Source organism: Streptomyces sp. NPDC056144 (genome assembly GCF_042264145.1).
Lineage (GTDB): Bacteria > Actinomycetota > Actinomycetes > Streptomycetales > Streptomycetaceae > Streptomyces.
Window position 1 is genome coordinate 380,082 of the sequence record NZ_JBHJVF010000004.1, and the last position, 15,692, is coordinate 395,773.

A 15,692-nucleotide genomic window follows, 5' to 3' on the forward strand; every position below is an offset into this window, starting at 1 on the left:
CGAGTGACGCCACCCTTTCGAGTGGCGTAATCACCCGGGAGTCTCAGGCGGCCTCGGCCAGACGACGGACGCGCTCGGCGTCGCAGGTGCGCGGGCAGGTGAGGCAGGTGTCCTCCGGCCGCAGCGTGTAGAAGAAGCAGCAGGTCGCGCGGTCGCGCGTGGTGTGCGGGGTGCCGTCGGCGCGCTCGGCGCCGGGCAGCTCGCGGAAACCGGCGGAACCGGCGTACGGCCTGTGGGGCTTGGGAGGCATGTGGGACTTGGGGGGCTTGGGGGACTTCCCGTCCGCGGGAGCCGTACGGGTCGTGCCGGGCAGGAGGAGGTCAAGTTCGGCCACCGCCCGGTCCTCCTCGCCGAGGAGGTCGGCGATGTACCAGAGGCCCTCGACGATCTCGTCCGTCGCCATGCCCCACAGGGCCCGGCGGCCGCGCCGCATCCGGGGGCCGAAGCCGTCGAGGACGGCCTCGAAGTGCTCGGCCAGCGAGGCGCGGACCTCCGCGCGCAGCGCCTCCTCGTCCGGGACCACCCGGGCGCCGGGCAGGGCGGCGGCGGGGTCGTCCGGCAGGCAGGCGAACTCCTCCACGCGGACCGCGAGACGGCCGAGGGCGCGCTGGAAGGAGACGTTCCCGGCGGGCAGGCGGGGGACCCTGCGCTCCAGGAACCAGGGGACGGTGACGAGGAGACAGGCGGGCCAGGCGTAGCGGTGCAGGCCGAAGCTCGCGACGACGTCGGGGCGGGCCTGGGTGCCGTAGTCGCGCAGGACCTGCGCGTTGTCCCAGGCGAGGAAGGCGTCGAGGGCGGGACCGCCGGCCGCGAGCTCGTCCGCGCCGACCCAGCCGGCGCCCCGGGGCAGCCCCGTGCCCGGGGCCGGTTCCTCTATCCGCAGGCCGGGGAAGACCTCGGCGAGCCGGGCGTACGAGGCCGCGACGGGCGAGGTGTGAGGTGCGGTCAACAGGGCGGGGACGGTCATGCGGACCACCGAATCGCGAGCGTTGGCAGGTTAGCCTTACCTTACCCGAATCCGGATGCCGTCTCACCACACAACCGGCCTCCCCACCTGCGGGATGACTGTGCGTGCCCCATATGTCGGCTCGTTCGCCTATGGTGCACAGGGGACCCGGCGCACGCGAGCCGGGCCCGGCACGAGGCCGCAGGAGGACCCGGGTGGAGCAGGGCGCAGCGCGCGAGCGGACGGCGGAGCCGTACCGCCCCTTCGGCGACCCCGTACGCGTACCGGAACAGGCACGCGGCGAGCGGGACCACGAGCAGCGCGGCCGGGACCACGAGCAGCGCGAGCGGGACCGCGACCAGCGCGGGTGGGACCACGAGCGCACCGCGCCCACCGGGCACGGCGCCGCCCGCGACCACGGGCACGGCGGCCTCACGGCCCCGCGCACCGCCCCCGCCTCCTCTCCTTCCACCCCCGCCCCGCGTGCCGTCCAGCGGCACTCCGTCCGGGACCAGATCCTCCAGGCGCTCCGCACGGCCCTCGTCGACGGAGAGCTCGTCCCCGGCGAGGTCTACTCCGGCCCCGCCCTCGCCGAGCGCTTCGGCGTCTCCGCGACCCCCGTCCGCGAGGCCATGCAGCGCCTCGCCGTCGAAGGGGCCGTCGAGGTCGTCCTGAACCGCGGCTTCCGCGTGATCGAGCGCACCCCGCGCGAACTGGCCGAGCTCGCGGAGGTACGGGGCCTCATCGAGGTCCCCGTCATGCTTCGGCTCGCCCGCACGGTCCCGGCCGCCCGCTGGGCCGAGCTCCGCCCGCTCGCCGAGGCGACCGTGACGGCCGCCGCCCGCAACGACCGCGCGCACTACGCCGAGGCCGACCGCGCCTTCCACCGCGCGGTCCTCTCCCTCGCGGGCAACGAGCAGCTGCTCGCCGTCGCCGACGACCTCCACCGCCGCTCCCAGTGGCCCCTGATGAGCGCCCCCGCCCTGCGCCACGGCGACCTCGTCGCCGACGCCGCCGAGCACACGGCCCTCCTCGACGCCCTGATCGCCCAGGACCTGACGGTCGTGCAGTCGCTGGTACGGGAGCACTTCGCGGGATCGGAGTGCTGAGCCGCACGGCCGACTAAGGTCGAGGGCGTCAGACCGCCCGCACCGCGCCCGTGAGGTGTCCCATGCCGTCCGCGACCCCGCCCCCGGCACGGGAAGGACGTCGAGCCGTCACCGGTACGGAAGCCGAGGCGGCGGCCCTGCTCGGCTGGCTGACCGACCCGGAGGCGCCCCGGCTCTGCCTCGTCACCGGCGCGCCCGGCAGCGGCAAGACGGCCCTCCTCGACTGGCTCGCCGTGCACGAGCCCCGCGCGGGCCGTCGCCGCCGGGGCCGTACGTCCCGGGTCCTCGTCCCCCTTGCCGGGCAGAGCGCGCTCGCCGCGACCTGGACGCTCGCGGACCGGCTCGGCGTGGTCGCCAGGTCGCCCGGCGAACTCGTCCAGGTCCTCGCGACGGGCGAGACCCGTCTCCCGGGCCGCCCCGTCCTCCTCCTGACGGACCTCCACCGGGCCGCCGAACCGGCCGCCCTCACCGACCTCGTCACCGAACTGTCCGCCCTCGGCCGCCTCCGCCTGGCCGTCGAGACCCGCACGGGCACCCCGTCCCACGAGATCCTGCGCGCGGCGCGCAGGACGACGGTCGTGGACCTGGACGCCCTGGGCGACCCGGCCGGCCAGGGCGACGAGGGGCAGGGCGCGGACCCTTCGCACGGCGCGGACCGCGACCAGGGGGAGGCCGGCGGGCCGGTTCCGGCCGGCGGCGACCGGGGGCGGGACGGGGACGGACGGGGGCCCGGGCGGGACGTCGAGCGGGGGCGGGGGCCCGGGCGGGGGCCCGGAGGCGGCCCGCCGGCCGGGGGCGCGGCGGTGCTTCCGGATCTGGCCGACCCCGTCGCCGTCTGCGGCGCCGATCCGCTGCTCGTCACCACCGCGTACGTCACCGGATCCGGTGACGGCCCCGGGGGCGGGTCCGTTGACGATCACGGCGGGCTCCGGAGCGCCTGGCTGCGCGCCGGGCAGTCGCTCTGCCGGGCGCAGCCGCCGGCCGACCGCGCGCTCGTCCTGCTCGCCGCGCTCGGCGACGGCGCCGACCCCCGGCTGCGGCCCGCGCTCGCCGAGCTCGCGGCCGGGTCCGCCTGGCGGCTCTCGTGGGCCCGGCACCGGGGCGACCTGACGCCTCCGTGGCCCGGCCCCGTGGCCGTCCTGGGTGTCGCCGACGGGACGCTGCTCGTCGGCGACCGCACCGGCACCGTGCGGCTGCTGCACGAGGCCGACGCGAGCCCCGCCGGGCGTCTCGCGCACTCCGTCCCCGGCCGGGTCACCGCCCTCGCGCCCGCGCCGGACGGCACCGTGCTGCTCCTGGACGACCGGGGCAGGCTGCACGCCGTACGGGGAACGGCGCCGAGGCCCCCGTACCTGGAGCGCCTCACCGAGGCCGTCTCCGCGACCCTCGCCCGCCACCCGGGCACGGCCCTCGCGGCCATCGCCGGGTCGGTGGTGGTGGGGGACCGGCTCGGGTCCGTGCACGCCTTCGGGCTGACGGGGCTGTACCAGACCGCCGCGCACAGCGGCCGGGTCACGGCGGTCGCCGCCGTCGAGTCCGAGACCCCGTTCGTCTGTTCGGGCGGCGCCGACGGTTCCGTACGGCTCTGGACGCCGGGGCGCGACCCGCGCACCGAGCCGCTCGCCGAGCGCCGGGCCCCCGTGGTCTCGCTGCATGCGACCGAGACCCCGCACGGGCCCCTGGTCGCCGCGGCCTGGGCGGACGGCCTGGTCGAACTCCTCCGGCCCGAGGGCGGTCCGACGCTCTCCTTCCGCCCGGGGCCCCCGGTCCGGGCGGTCGCGGTCACCGGCACGGGCGCGCTGCTCGTCGGGACGGACGAGAGCCTGGTCCGGCTGGCGCCCAGGGCCTGACGACCCGTCGTGCGTGACCTCTCCCCGTCGTTCGCCGTTGAGCGGGTGAATATGCCAGCGACATAGGGGAGGGTGGCCGTGGCTGCCGATCGACGGACCAGCGAGACGAAGAAGCCGAAGCCCGGCGAGGGGGATCTCACGCTGCACCCGGACTGGTTTCCGAGCGCCTGGCAGCGCGCGCTGCCGACCTACCCGTCCCTGTTCATGGCCCTGCTCCTGAGCACCGCCGTGACCCGGCCCGTGACCGGGACGATCGACGAGGTCGTGGAGGAGATCTTCGGGGACACCTTCGGCGACTTCCTCCGGGAGCTGGGCGACGACCTGGACTCTCCGCTCCTCTGGGTCGTGCCACGCGAGGAGGAAGGGGAGGAGACCGAGGAGGAGGCGGAGGCGGAGCGCGTGCTGGAGGAGCGGTCGGCGGCGGAGCGCGTGGCCTGCGAAACGGCCCTGCGGGCCGGCGGGTTCCGGGTGCCGGAGACCCTCCGCGAGCTCGTCGGCACGATGACCGCCCTCGGGATCGTCGAGGAGACGGAGGGGCGGTGGACGATGCCGGAGCGGCTTCCGCTCCCCGAGGAGGTCCTCGATCTGCCCGAGCCCCTGCGCGGGGCCTTCCGGGACATCCGCCGCCACGACGCCGCCGAACCCGGCAGGTCGGCCCTCCTGGACTACCTGGCGAACAGGCCGGGACCCGTCCCCGGGGTCTTCACCACACTGAGTGCGCTGGCCCGGCAGACCGGTGTGACGATCGGTCAACTGCGTCTAGCCGTCAAGGACATGGCGGATGACGGGCGTCTCTCGCTCTACCGGGGGATCCCGCGCGCGGCCGTCGAGGTCGGCGACCTGGAGGACCACCAGCGGTTCCACCTCGTCCTCGAACCGGACGAGGACGGCTCCCACTTCACCTACGTGGTGCGGGTGGTCGGGCCGAGGTGACCCTGGAGTGACATGCGGTCACCTCGGCGCCGGTCAAGGGTGGTTCACGTTGCCGCGCGCGGTGTCAGCTGCCCGGTCAGCCACGTCGGCACGCCGCCCAGGAGGCGGAAGAGCCGTCGTGCCTCCTCGCGCAGCCGGCCGGCCTCCGGCTCCGTCTCCGCGTCGGCGAGCGCGGTGAGCGCCGGAGCCGTACCGACGAGGTAGCCGAGCTCCTCGCGGATCCGCAGCGACTCCGCGAAGCCGTGCCGCGCCTCCGCCAACTCGCCCTCCCTCAGGGCGAGTCCGGCGAGATGGCGCCAGGTGAAGGAGAGCAGGAGCGAGTCGCCCCGCTCCGTCGCCCCCTCGTGCGCCCGGCGGTACGCGGCCCGTGCCGCCTGGGGCGAGTCGCCGAGGTTCTGGGCGACGAGCCCGCGCCGGAAGTCCAGGAGCGGGCGCCCCGCGGCCGTGGGGGCGATCAGGGCCGCCGCCCGGCCGAGCGCCATCCGGGCCTCGTCCGCCCTGTCCCGCACCCCGAGCAGGGTCGACGCGTAGGCCAGGTAGCCGCGTTCGCAGGCCGCCGCCCCGCGTTCCTCGTCGGTACGGGCCACGGCCTCGGCGGCCCGCAACGCCTCCTCGGCGTCGGCCCAGCCCTGTTCGGTGTAGAGGCAGCGTTCGATCAGCAGGGCCGCCCGTTCGAGAGCGGCGGCCGGTTCGGTCGCGTACGGGGCGAGCAGCGCGGCCGCGTCCGTCCAGCAACCTCGGGAGCGGAGTCGCCATATGGCGGTCTCCACGGGGGTCTCCTTGCCGTAGGCGAGAGACGGATCGTCGCCCCTTGATTCGGAACCAGACATGGCGGTGTCCGCCACATTGCCCTCCCCGAGCGCACCATTGAGCTGTTGAGTTGAGCTGTTGGGTAGACGGCATCTCAGCACGAACGGGAGTACCTGGCCAAGGGGTCAGGTGAAAGAATTCACAAGAGTCCGGAGCGCGCGGAGGGGGCACCGGGGGAGGGGGGCGACAGGCCGTCAGACGGCCGTCAGGCCCGGGAAATGGCCTCGCCGGGACCCCTCGGCCGAGCCGGCCGAGGGTTCCCACCAGGCGGTACGCGCGCTCTCGTGGACTCCACCGAAAGGGTGAACGATCAAGCGCCGGGCGAGCTCGGCCCGAGCGCTTCGGGGCCCCGGCTCAGGCGCCCGGCGATCGCGGCCCGAGCGTCCCGCGATCGCCGCTCAAGCCCCCCGATGCCCGCTCGGGCGCCCCGAGACCTCAGCTCATGCGCAGCGCGAGGAAGAAGTCGAGCTTGTCCTCCAGGCGGGACAGGTCGCGGCCCGTGAGCTGCTCGATGCGGCCCACCCGGTAGCGCAGCGTGTTCACGTGCAGGTGCAGCCGGGTCGCGCAGCGCGTCCAGGAGCCGTCGCAGTCGAGGAACGCCTCCAGGGTCGGGATGAGCTCCGCGCGGTGGCGCCGGTCGTAGTCCCGCAGCGGGTCGAGCAGCCGGGCCGTGAACGCGCGCCGGACGTCGTCCGGCACGAACGGCAGCAGCAGCACGTGCGAGGCCAGCTCGTGGTGGCCGGCGGCGCAGACGCGGCCCGGGCGGGCGGCGGCGACCCGGCGGGCGTGCCGGGCCTCCTCGAGGGCCCCGCGCAGTCCCTCGGCCGAGTGCACGGCGGCGCTGACGCCGAGCGTGAGCCGCCCGTCGTCGGCGAGCCCGGACGACAGCGGAGCGCGGACGGCCGCGAGGAGCGCGTCCGCGTGGAGCCCGAGCGCGGCGACCGGGCCCTCGTCCTCGCTGTCCGGCAGCGGGCCCGCCGCCAGCGGGACGAGCGCGATGGCCTCGTCGCCGCTGTGGGCGACGGCGATCCGGTCGGCGGACTCGGCCCCGACGGTCGCCGGGTCGACGAGGATCTCCTCCAGGAGCGCCTGGGCGACCGGGCCGCCGTCCACGGGGCTGCCCTGGCCGGGCTCCTGCTCCCACTCGACGCGGGCGACGACGACCTGCCAGTGCGGGGCCGTGCCGAGCCCGGGAAGGAGCACCGGGGCGGCCACGCGCAGGCGGGCCGCGATCTCGGCGGGCGCGGCGCCCGTCTGCACCAGCTCCAGGACCTCCTGGGCGAGCCTGCGGCGTACGACACGGGCCGCGTCGCGCCGGTCGCGCTCGACGGCGATCAGCTGCGTGACGCCCTGGAGCAGGTCGAGCCGGGCGGCGGGCCAGTCCCCGGCGTCCGCCTCGACGGCGAGCAGCCAGTCGGACAGGACCGTCTCGCGCACGTCGCGGGCGGCGGGGGCGGCGCCCCGGCCGGTGTTGCGGATCGGGAAGAGCGAGTACGTGGATCCGGCGGCGTTCAGCCGGTGGGGGCCGCGCCGGCCGGTCCGGGTCGCGGCGAGGTGCTCGCCCGCCAGGGTGGCCGCGAGACCGGGCTCCAGGGGCTCGCCGGCGCCCGCGATCTGGCGGCCGGTGGGGGAGAGGACCCAGGCCCGCAGGTCCAGGTCGGAGCCGAGGAGGTCGAGGACGACCTCCGGGCCGCCGCCCGCCGGTCCCGAGGTCATCAGCCGCCGGTGGCGGTCCACCACGGCCGCGAGGTCGCCGGCCCGCTCGCCGGAGACCTGTCGAACAACGTGCTCGGTGATCGTCGCGAACGCAACGGATTCCTCCACCACGAACAGTGGCAGACGGTGGCGCAAACACGCCTGTACGAGATCGTCGGGGACGCCGCCCCGCTCGGCCTCGTCCGTCGCGAGCGCGGCCACACCGACGGCGCCGACCGCGAGCCCGGACACGCCCGCCGAGGCGAGGATCCGGACGAAGGGCTCGGACTCGGCCGGGTCCCGCATCCAGGCGAGGCCGGTCAGCACCAGCTCGCCGCCGGACAGGTACCGGCTGGGGTCCTTCAGGTCCGTCGTCATCACGCCGCGCACGGTCCGGTCCAGCTCGTCGTCGCCTCCGAGCAGGCGCAGCCCCAGCGCGTCGTTCTCCAGCAGTGCGCGCAGCCGCATGGTGTCGCCGCCGTTCCTTCGTTTGGGTGGTCGTCTGTGTCGCGTTGTCGACGGTGGCGTGGTGCCACCGTTTCCAGGGGAAAACGGAGAGGTTTCTGTTCTCCGGCTTTCGTTCGAATCTACAAGACGACCAAGGGACCCAGCCAACTCCTTCATGTTTTCGGTGACTGCACCCCGGCGATCCGGGCTTGTGTACTAGGCCACACACCGCGTTAACAGCACATGAACGTGAAGTCGAGGGCCGGCCGTCCCCCCGGGCCCATCCGTTCGACCCCCGATCGCCAGAATCACTAGAAGAGAGCCACCATGGACTTCCTTCGCCCCGCCAGCTGGGAGGAGGCGCTCGCCGCCAAGGCCGAGCACCCCACGGCCGTGCCCATTGCGGGTGGCACCGACATCATGGTCGAGATCAACTTCGACCACCGTCGTCCCGAGTACCTCCTGGACCTGAACCGCATCGAGCTGCTGCGCGAGTGGGAGGTCGGCGAGGAGAACGTCCGCCTCGGCGCGTCCGTTCCGTACACCCGGATCATGGAGAACCTCCGCGACGAGCTCCCGGGCCTCGCGCTCGCCTCGCACACGGTCGCCTCCCCCCAGATCCGCAACCGCGGCGGCGTCGGCGGCAACCTCGGCACCGCGTCCCCCGCCGGTGACGCCCACCCGGCCCTGCTCGCCGCGGGCGCCGAGGTCGAGGTCGAGTCGCAGGCCCGCGGCAGCCGCCTCATCCCGATCGACGAGTTCTACACGGGGGTGAAGCGCAACGCGCTCCAGCCCGACGAGCTCATCAAGACCGTCCACATCAAGAAGGCGGACGGCCCCCAGCAGTACTCCAAGGTCGGCACCCGCAACGCGATGGTCATCGCGGTCTGCGCCTTCGGCCTGGCCCTGCACCCCGAGACCCGTACCGTCCGCACCGGCATCGGATCGGCCGCGCCGACCCCGATCCGCGCCAAGGCCGCCGAGGACTTCCTCAACGCGGCCCTGGAGGAGGGCGGCTTCTGGGACAACGGCAAGATCATCACCCCGTCGATCGCGAAGCAGTTCGCCGACCTCTGCTCGGGCGCCGCCAACCCGATCGACGACGTCCGGGGCACGGCCAAGTACCGCCGTCACGCCGTCGGCATCATGGCCCGCCGCCAGCTCGGCTGGACCTGGGAGCAGTACCGCGGAAGCGGCCGCACGCTTGAGGGAGCTGCATAACCATGCGCGTCAATTTCACGGTCAACGGACGTCCGCAGGAAGCCGACGACGTCTGGGAGGGCGAGTCCCTCCTCTACGTCCTCCGCGAGCGCCTGGGCCTGCCCGGCTCCAAGAACGCCTGTGAGCAGGGCGAGTGCGGTTCCTGCACGGTCCGCCTCGACGGCGTCCCCGTCTGCTCCTGTCTCGTCGCCGCCGGCCAGGTCGAGGGCCGCGAGGTCGTCACGGTCGAGGGCCTCGCCGACTTCGCCAAGGAACGCTCCGAGAACGCGGCGCACGCCGGACACGGCTGCGGCACGGGCGCCTGCGGTGGCACCTCCATCGACCAGGCCAAGCGCTGGGAGGCGAAGCCCTCCCAGGACTCGCAGACCGGCGAGGGCGTCGAGCTGAGCCCCATCCAGCAGGCGTTCATCGACGCCGGCGCCGTCCAGTGCGGTTTCTGCACCCCCGGCCTGCTCGTCGCGGCCGACGAGATGCTGGAGCGCAACCCGTCCCCGACGGACGCGGACATCCGCGAGGCGCTCTCCGGCAACCTGTGCCGCTGCACCGGCTACGAGAAGATCCTCGACGCGGTCCGCCTGGCGGCCGCCCGGCAGGGAGAGGCGGTCTGATCATGGCCGGCACCACCACGGGTATCCCCCGCGACGTCACCCAGAACCACACCAAGGGCGGCATCGGCGAGTCCACCCTCCGCCCCGACGGCACCCTCAAGGTCACCGGCGAGTTCGCCTACTCCTCGGACATGTGGCACGAGGACATGCTGTGGGGCCAGATCCTGCGCTCCACCGTCGCGCACGCCGAGATCCTCTCCATCGACACCTCCGAGGCCCTCGCGATGGACGGCGTCTACGCCGTCCTGACGCACGAGGACCTCCCGGCGGCGAAGAACTACGGCATGGAGTTCCAGGACACCCCCGTCCTGGCCTACGGCAAGGTCCGCCACCACGGCGAGCCGGTGGCCCTCGTGGCCGCCGACCACCCGGAGACCGCCCGCCGCGCCGCCGCCAAGATCGTGGTCGAGTACCGCGAGCTCCCGGTCATCACGGACGAGGCCTCCGCCACCGCCCCGGACGCGGTCCTCGTCCACGAGGGCCGCGACGACCACCACTCCGGTCACGTCCCGCACCCCAACATCGTGCACCGCCAGCCGATCATCCGCGGCAACGCGGCCGAGGCCGCCAAGCGCGCCGACGTGATCGTCACCGGCGAGTACACCTTCGGCATGCAGGACCAGGCCTTCCTCGGCCCCGAGTCCGGCCTCGCCGTACCGGCCGAGGACGGCGGCGTCGACCTGTACGTCGCCACCCAGTGGCTGCACTCGGACCTCAAGCAGATCGCCCCCTGCCTCGGCCTGCCCGAGGACAAGATCCGCATGACGATGGCCGGTGTCGGCGGCGCCTTCGGCGGCCGCGAGGACATCTCGATGCAGATCCTCGCCTCCCTGCTCGCCCTGCGCACCAACAAGCCCGTCAAGATGGTCTACAACCGGTACGAGTCCTTCTTCGGGCACGTCCACCGGCACCCGGCGAAGCTCTGGTACGAGCACGGCGCCACCAAGGACGGCAAGATCACGCACATGAAGTGCAAGATCGTGCTCGACGGCGGCGCGTACGCCTCGTCGACGGCCTCGGTCGTCGGCAACGCCTCCTCCCTCTCGGTCGGCCCGTACGTCATCGAGGACGTCGAGATCGAGGCGATCGGCCTCTACACCAACAACCCGCCCTGCGGCGCCATGCGCGGCTTCGGCGCGGTCCAGGCCTGCTTCGCCTACGAGGCGCAGATGGACAAGCTCGCCGCCAAGCTGGGCATGGACCCGGTGGAGCTGCGCCAGCTCAACGCCATGGAGCAGGGCACGATCATGCCGACCGGCCAGGTCGTGGACTCCCCGGCCCCGGTCGCCGAGCTCCTGCGCATCGTCAAGGACCGCCCGATGCCGCCCGAGCGCCAGTGGGAGACCGCCGGCGAGGGCGCGGACGTCCGCGCGCTGCCGGGCGGCCTCTCCAACACCTCGCACGGCGAGGGCGTCGTCCGCGGCGTCGGCTACGCGGTCGGCATCAAGAACGTCGGCTTCTCCGAGGGCTTCGACGACTACTCGACCGCCAAGATCCGTCTCGAGGTCATCAACGGCGAGCCGGTCGCGCTGGTCCACACGGCGATGGCCGAGGTCGGCCAGGGCGGCGTCACGATCCACGCCCAGATCGCCCGTACCGAGCTCGGTGTCCAGCAGGTCACCATCCACCCCGCCGACACGCAGGTGGGCTCGGCCGGTTCGACCTCCGCGGGCCGCCAGACGTACATGACCGGCGGCGCGATCAAGAACTCCTGCGAGATCGTCCGCGAGAAGGTCCTGGAGATCGGCCGGCGCAAGTTCGGCTCGTACCACCCGGCCTGGGCCAACGCCGAGCTCCTCCTGGAGGGCGGCAAGGTCGTCACCGACGGCGGCGAGGCCCTCGCGACCATCGCGGACGTCCTGGAGGACCAGGCCGTGGAGGTCGAGGAGGAGTGGCGCCACCGGCCCACGCAGGCCTTCGACCTCGTCACCGGCCAGGGCAACGGCCACGTCCAGTACGCCTTCGCGGCGCACCGCGCGGTCGTCGAGGTCGACACCGAGCTCGGCCTCGTGAAGGTCATCGAGCTGGCCTGCGCCCAGGACGTCGGCAAGGCGGTCAACCCGCTCTCCGTCGTCGGCCAGATCCAGGGCGGTACGACCCAGGGCCTGGGCGTCGCGGTGATGGAGGAGATCATCGTCGACCCGAAGACGGCGAAGGTCAGGAACCCCTCCTTCACGGACTACCTGATCCCGACCATCCTCGACACGCCGACCATCCCGGTCGACTACCTCGAACTGGCCGACCCCAACGCGCCGTACGGCGTCCGGGGCATCGGCGAGGCCCCGACCCTGTCGTCCACCCCGGCCGTCCTCGCGGCGATCCGGGCCGCGACGGGCCTGGAGCTCAACAAGACGCCGGTCCGCCCCGAGGCGCTCACCGGCACCCTGTAGGACTCTCCGGGCGGTGTGTGCCTCCCAGGGAACGTCACACTTCCCCAGCCCGCACCGCCCGGAGCAACCCCCCCTCCACGCAGTACCGATTCACTCGTTCGTCTCGGGCCGTCCCCCGGGTCGTGCAGCCCACGCAGCATCCCAAATCCCGCAGCTTCAACCAGATCAGAATCCTTCGAAGTCTGATGCGGGTGCCCCTTTGAACCTTGGGAGTAGGCCCCATGACCCAGTCGTCTGTGGAGCCCAAGACCGCATCGGAGGACGCGGGCTCCGGCTCCAACGTCCCCGCCGGCCGTTCTTGGCTCGACCGGTACTTTCACATCTCGGAGAGAGGATCCACCGTCGCGACGGAGATCCGCGGCGGCGTCACCACCTTCATGGCGATGGCGTACATTCTCCTGCTCAACCCCCTGATCCTCGGCGGCAAGGATGTCGACGGCAACGTCCTCAGCCAGCCCGCCCTGATCACCGCGACGGCCCTCGCCGCCGCCGTGACCACTCTCCTCATGGGTTTCTGGGGCAAGGTCCCCCTCGCCCTCGCCGCCGGTCTGAGCGTCTCCGGTGTGCTCTCCTCGCAGGTCATCTCGGTCATGACCTGGCCGCAGGCGATGGCCATGTGCGTCGCCTACGGTGTCGTGATCTGTCTCCTGGTCGTCACCGGCCTCCGCGAGATGATCATGAACGCGATCCCGCTGGCCATCAAGCACGCGATCACCATAGGCATCGGCCTCTTCATCGCGATCATCGGCTTCGTCAAGGCCGGCTTCGTCCACGAGAACCCCTCGCCCGGCGGCGGCCCGGTCACCCTCGGCCCGCTCGGTGAGCTCCAGGGCTGGCCCGTGCTCGTCTTCGCGGTCACCCTGCTCCTGATCTTCGCCCTCCAGGCCCGCAACATCCCCGGCGCGATCCTCATCGGCATCGTCGCCGGCACGGTCCTCGCGATGATCGTCAACGCGGTCGCGGACATCCCCGCCAAGGGCGCCGACGCCTGGTTCTCCGGCCCGCCGGAGCTGAACGGCAGCGCCGTCTCCGCGCCGGACTTCTCGCTCATCGGCGAGGTCTCCTTCAGCGGCTGGGGCGACGTCGGCTACATCACGATCACCATGATCGTCTTCACGCTCGTCCTCGCCGGCTTCTTCGACGCGATGGCCACCATCATCGGCGTCGGCTCCGAGGCGAACCTCGCCGACGAGCAGGGCCGTATGCCCGGCCTGTCCAAGGCGCTGTTCATCGACGGCGCGGGCGGCATCCTCGGCGGCGTGAGCGGTGGCTCCGGCCAGACCGTCTTCGTCGAGTCCGCCACCGGCGTCGGCGAGGGTGCCCGTACGGGTCTCTCCTCGGTCGTCACCGGCGCCTTCTTCGCCCTCTGCCTCTTCTTCACCCCGCTCACCGCGATCGTCCCGGCCGAGGTCGCCTCCGCCGCCCTGGTCGTCATCGGCGCGATGATGATGCAGAACGCCAAGCACGTCGACTGGAGCGACCGCTCCGTGGCGATCCCGGTGTTCCTCACCGTGGTCCTGATGCCGTTCACGTACACCATCACCACCGGTGTCGCGGCGGGCGTCATCTCCTACGCCGTCATCAAGGTGGCGCAGGGCAAGGCCCGCGAGGTGGGCGCCTTCATGTGGGGCCTCACCGCGATCTTCGTCGTGTACTTCGCGATCCACCCCCTGGAAAGCTGGCTCGGCGTCGGCTGACGCGGGCCCTCTCCCCAAGCCCTCCCACACCCCGAAGGAGAACCGAGATGCTGGACATCGCCGAAGAGCTGAACCGGTGGGTCGAGCAGGGACGCGAGTTCGCCGTGGCCACCGTGGTGGCCGTCGGCGGCAGCGCGCCCCGCCAGCCGGGAGCCGCCCTCGCCGTCGACAGCGAGGGAACGGCGATCGGCTCGGTCTCCGGCGGGTGTGTGGAGGGCGCGGTGTACGAGCTGTGTCAGCAGGCCCTCGAAGACGGCAGGACCGTCGTCGAGCGCTTCGGATACAGCGACGAGGACGCCTTCGCCGTCGGCCTGACCTGCGGAGGCATCATCGACATCCTCGTCACCCCGGTGCGCGGCGGGGTCTTCCCTGCCGCGTTCGAGGCCGCCGCCACGGGGGAGGCGGCGGCCCTCGCCCGGATCGTCTCGGGCCCCGACGACCTGATGGGCCGGGCGCTCCTCGTCCGCCCCGACGGCTCGTACGAGGGAAAGCTCGGCGGCCATCCCGAGCTGGACCGCACGGCGGCGGGCGAGGCCCGCGCGATGCTCGACGCGGGACGGACCGGGACCGTCGAGATCGGCGAGGACGGCAGCCGCTGCGGACAGCCGCTGACCCTCCTCGTCGAGTCCTCCGTCCCCGCCCCCCGCATGATCGTCTTCGGGGCCATCGACTTCGCCGCCGCTCTGGTCCGGGTCGGCAAGTTCCTCGGCTACCACGTGACCGTGTGCGACGCGCGGCCCGTCTTCGCGACCCCGGCCCGGTTCCCCGAGGCCGACGAGATCGTCGTGGAGTGGCCCCACCGCTACCTGGCCTCGACGGAGGTCGACGGCCGGACCGTGCTGTGCGTCCTGACACACGACGCGAAGTTCGACGTCCCCCTCCTCCAGGCCGCCCTGAAGCTTCCCGTCGCCTACGTCGGCGCGATGGGCTCCCGCCGTACCCACGAGGACCGCAACGCGCGCCTGCGCGAGGTCGGCGTGACGGAACTCGAACTGGCGCGCCTGCGCTCGCCCATAGGCCTCGATCTGGGCGCCCGTACGCCGGAGGAGACGGCCCTGTCGATCGGCGCGGAGATCGTCGCGAACCGGCGGGGCGGCACGGGCGCCTCGCTGACGGGCGCGCACACGCCGATCCACCACGACGGCCCGGAGGGGCCGGTGGCGGGCCGCATCGGCTCGGTCGCCTGACCCGACGCCCACGCCACCCGCACGCCGAAAGGGGCGGTCCGGAATCACTTCCGGACCGCCCCTTTCGGCGTGCGGGTGGCTCAGGCCTTCCTGAGTCCGCTGAGCAGCAGCTCGGCCAGCTGGTCGTACGCCTCCGCGTCCGCGAGCCCGGTGGACGCGGCGACCTGGCGCCGCTGGATCCGGACCATGACGGAGGAGATGACGTCGGCGGCGAAGACGACGTGGACCTCGCGGAAGACGCCCGCGCTGACGCCCTCCTCGATGAGCTGCTGCACGCGGCCGGCGGCGGCGCGGGTGTTGCGCTCGTACACCTCGGCGGCGGGCTCGAAGGCGGCGACGTCGTCGAAGAACTGTGGCGAGACGGGGGCGAGCTCGGCGGAGACGGCCCGCAGATAGGCGGCGAGCCGCTCGGCCGGGCCGCTCGCGGCGGCGAGAACGGCCTCCACGCGCGCGGTGGCGCGGCGGAAGAAGTGCACGACGGCCGCGCGGACGAGCTGCTCCTTGCTGCCGGCGAGGCCGTACAGGGTCCGCTTCGAGCAGTGCAGGCGCGCGGCGAGATCGTCCAGGGTCAGGCGGGCGAAGCCCTCGCCGACGAGGAGGGCGACGAGGTCCTCGAAGAGGGCGGAGCGGCGCGCGGCTCCGCGGCCCGTCTGAACCGGGGCGTCGGCGGCGGAGGTCTCGATCACCCGCCCAGTATTCCAGGCCGGTCCGGGTCGGCCGGGGCCCGGTCGCTTTCAGGGGGTTCGTGGCCCGTCACTTTCAGGGGGTTACGTGCGAACCCTCCTGCGCTACGCTAAGC

Annotated in this window: 12 protein-coding genes; 8 read left to right on the plus strand and 4 right to left on the minus strand. The window is 73.3% G+C overall.

Going from position 1 to position 15,692, the window contains the following annotated elements:
* Positions 1–43 precede the first annotated feature (43 nt).
* Positions 44–967 carry a (2Fe-2S)-binding protein gene (locus ACFC0Z_RS15730; protein WP_376437475.1) on the minus strand — a complete coding sequence of 308 codons (924 nt, stop codon included), beginning with the start codon at positions 965–967 and terminating at the stop codon, positions 44–46.
* Positions 968–1,161: 194 nt separating this feature from the next.
* On the opposite strand from ACFC0Z_RS15730, the gene ACFC0Z_RS15735 reads away from it, so the two are divergent.
* The 3 genes from ACFC0Z_RS15735 to ACFC0Z_RS15745 all read left to right on the plus strand — a co-directional run bounded on the left by ACFC0Z_RS15735 (position 1,162) and on the right by ACFC0Z_RS15745 (position 4,838).
* Entirely contained in the window at positions 1,162–2,055 is an 894-nt protein-coding gene (locus ACFC0Z_RS15735; protein ID WP_376437478.1) for an FCD domain-containing protein, read from the plus strand.
* Between the two features lie 62 nt (positions 2,056–2,117).
* Complete coding sequence (locus tag ACFC0Z_RS15740; RefSeq protein ID WP_376437479.1) at positions 2,118–3,905, plus strand: hypothetical protein; 1,788 nt, start codon at positions 2,118–2,120, stop codon at positions 3,903–3,905.
* Positions 3,906–3,983: 78 nt separating this feature from the next.
* Positions 3,984–4,838, plus strand: a complete 855-nt coding sequence (locus ACFC0Z_RS15745; protein ID WP_376437482.1) for a DUF6042 family protein — start codon at positions 3,984–3,986, stop codon at positions 4,836–4,838.
* Positions 4,839–4,882: 44 nt separating this feature from the next.
* On the opposite strand, the gene ACFC0Z_RS15750 is transcribed toward ACFC0Z_RS15745, so the two are convergent.
* On the minus strand, positions 4,883–5,668 hold the full coding sequence (locus tag ACFC0Z_RS15750; protein ID WP_376437484.1) for a hypothetical protein: 786 nt from the start codon (positions 5,666–5,668) through the stop codon (positions 4,883–4,885).
* 415 nt (positions 5,669–6,083) lie between these two features.
* Entirely contained in the window at positions 6,084–7,811 is a 1,728-nt protein-coding gene (locus ACFC0Z_RS15755; RefSeq protein WP_376437487.1) for a PucR family transcriptional regulator, read from the minus strand.
* A 306-nt stretch (positions 7,812–8,117) separates the two neighbouring features.
* Here ACFC0Z_RS15755 and ACFC0Z_RS15760 point away from each other — a divergent pair, with 306 nt between their 5' ends.
* The 5 genes from ACFC0Z_RS15760 (at position 8,118) to ACFC0Z_RS15780 (ending at position 14,893) form a co-directional block, all read left to right on the plus strand.
* A complete protein-coding gene (locus ACFC0Z_RS15760) occupies positions 8,118–9,011 on the plus strand; it encodes an FAD binding domain-containing protein (protein ID WP_376437490.1) in 894 nt (297 codons plus the stop codon).
* Between the two features lie 2 nt (positions 9,012–9,013).
* The gene (locus tag ACFC0Z_RS15765) at positions 9,014–9,619 is read left to right on the plus strand and encodes a (2Fe-2S)-binding protein (RefSeq protein WP_360807462.1); all 606 of its coding nucleotides are present in this window, start codon (positions 9,014–9,016) and stop codon (positions 9,617–9,619) included.
* Between the two features lie 2 nt (positions 9,620–9,621).
* Entirely contained in the window at positions 9,622–12,009 is a 2,388-nt protein-coding gene (locus ACFC0Z_RS15770) for a xanthine dehydrogenase family protein molybdopterin-binding subunit (RefSeq protein ID WP_376437493.1), read from the plus strand.
* A 221-nt stretch (positions 12,010–12,230) separates the two neighbouring features.
* Positions 12,231–13,706: an NCS2 family permease gene (locus ACFC0Z_RS15775; protein ID WP_376437496.1), complete on the plus strand. Its 1,476-nt coding sequence runs from the start codon at positions 12,231–12,233 to the stop codon at positions 13,704–13,706.
* A 47-nt stretch (positions 13,707–13,753) separates the two neighbouring features.
* Positions 13,754–14,893 carry an XdhC family protein gene (locus ACFC0Z_RS15780; RefSeq protein ID WP_376437498.1) on the plus strand — a complete coding sequence of 380 codons (1,140 nt, stop codon included), beginning with the start codon at positions 13,754–13,756 and terminating at the stop codon, positions 14,891–14,893.
* 80 nt (positions 14,894–14,973) lie between these two features.
* Here the strand turns inward: ACFC0Z_RS15780 and ACFC0Z_RS15785 are convergent, their stop codons facing one another.
* Positions 14,974–15,579, minus strand: a complete 606-nt coding sequence (locus tag ACFC0Z_RS15785; protein WP_376437501.1) for a TetR/AcrR family transcriptional regulator — start codon at positions 15,577–15,579, stop codon at positions 14,974–14,976.
* Positions 15,580–15,692: the final 113 nt, after the last annotated feature.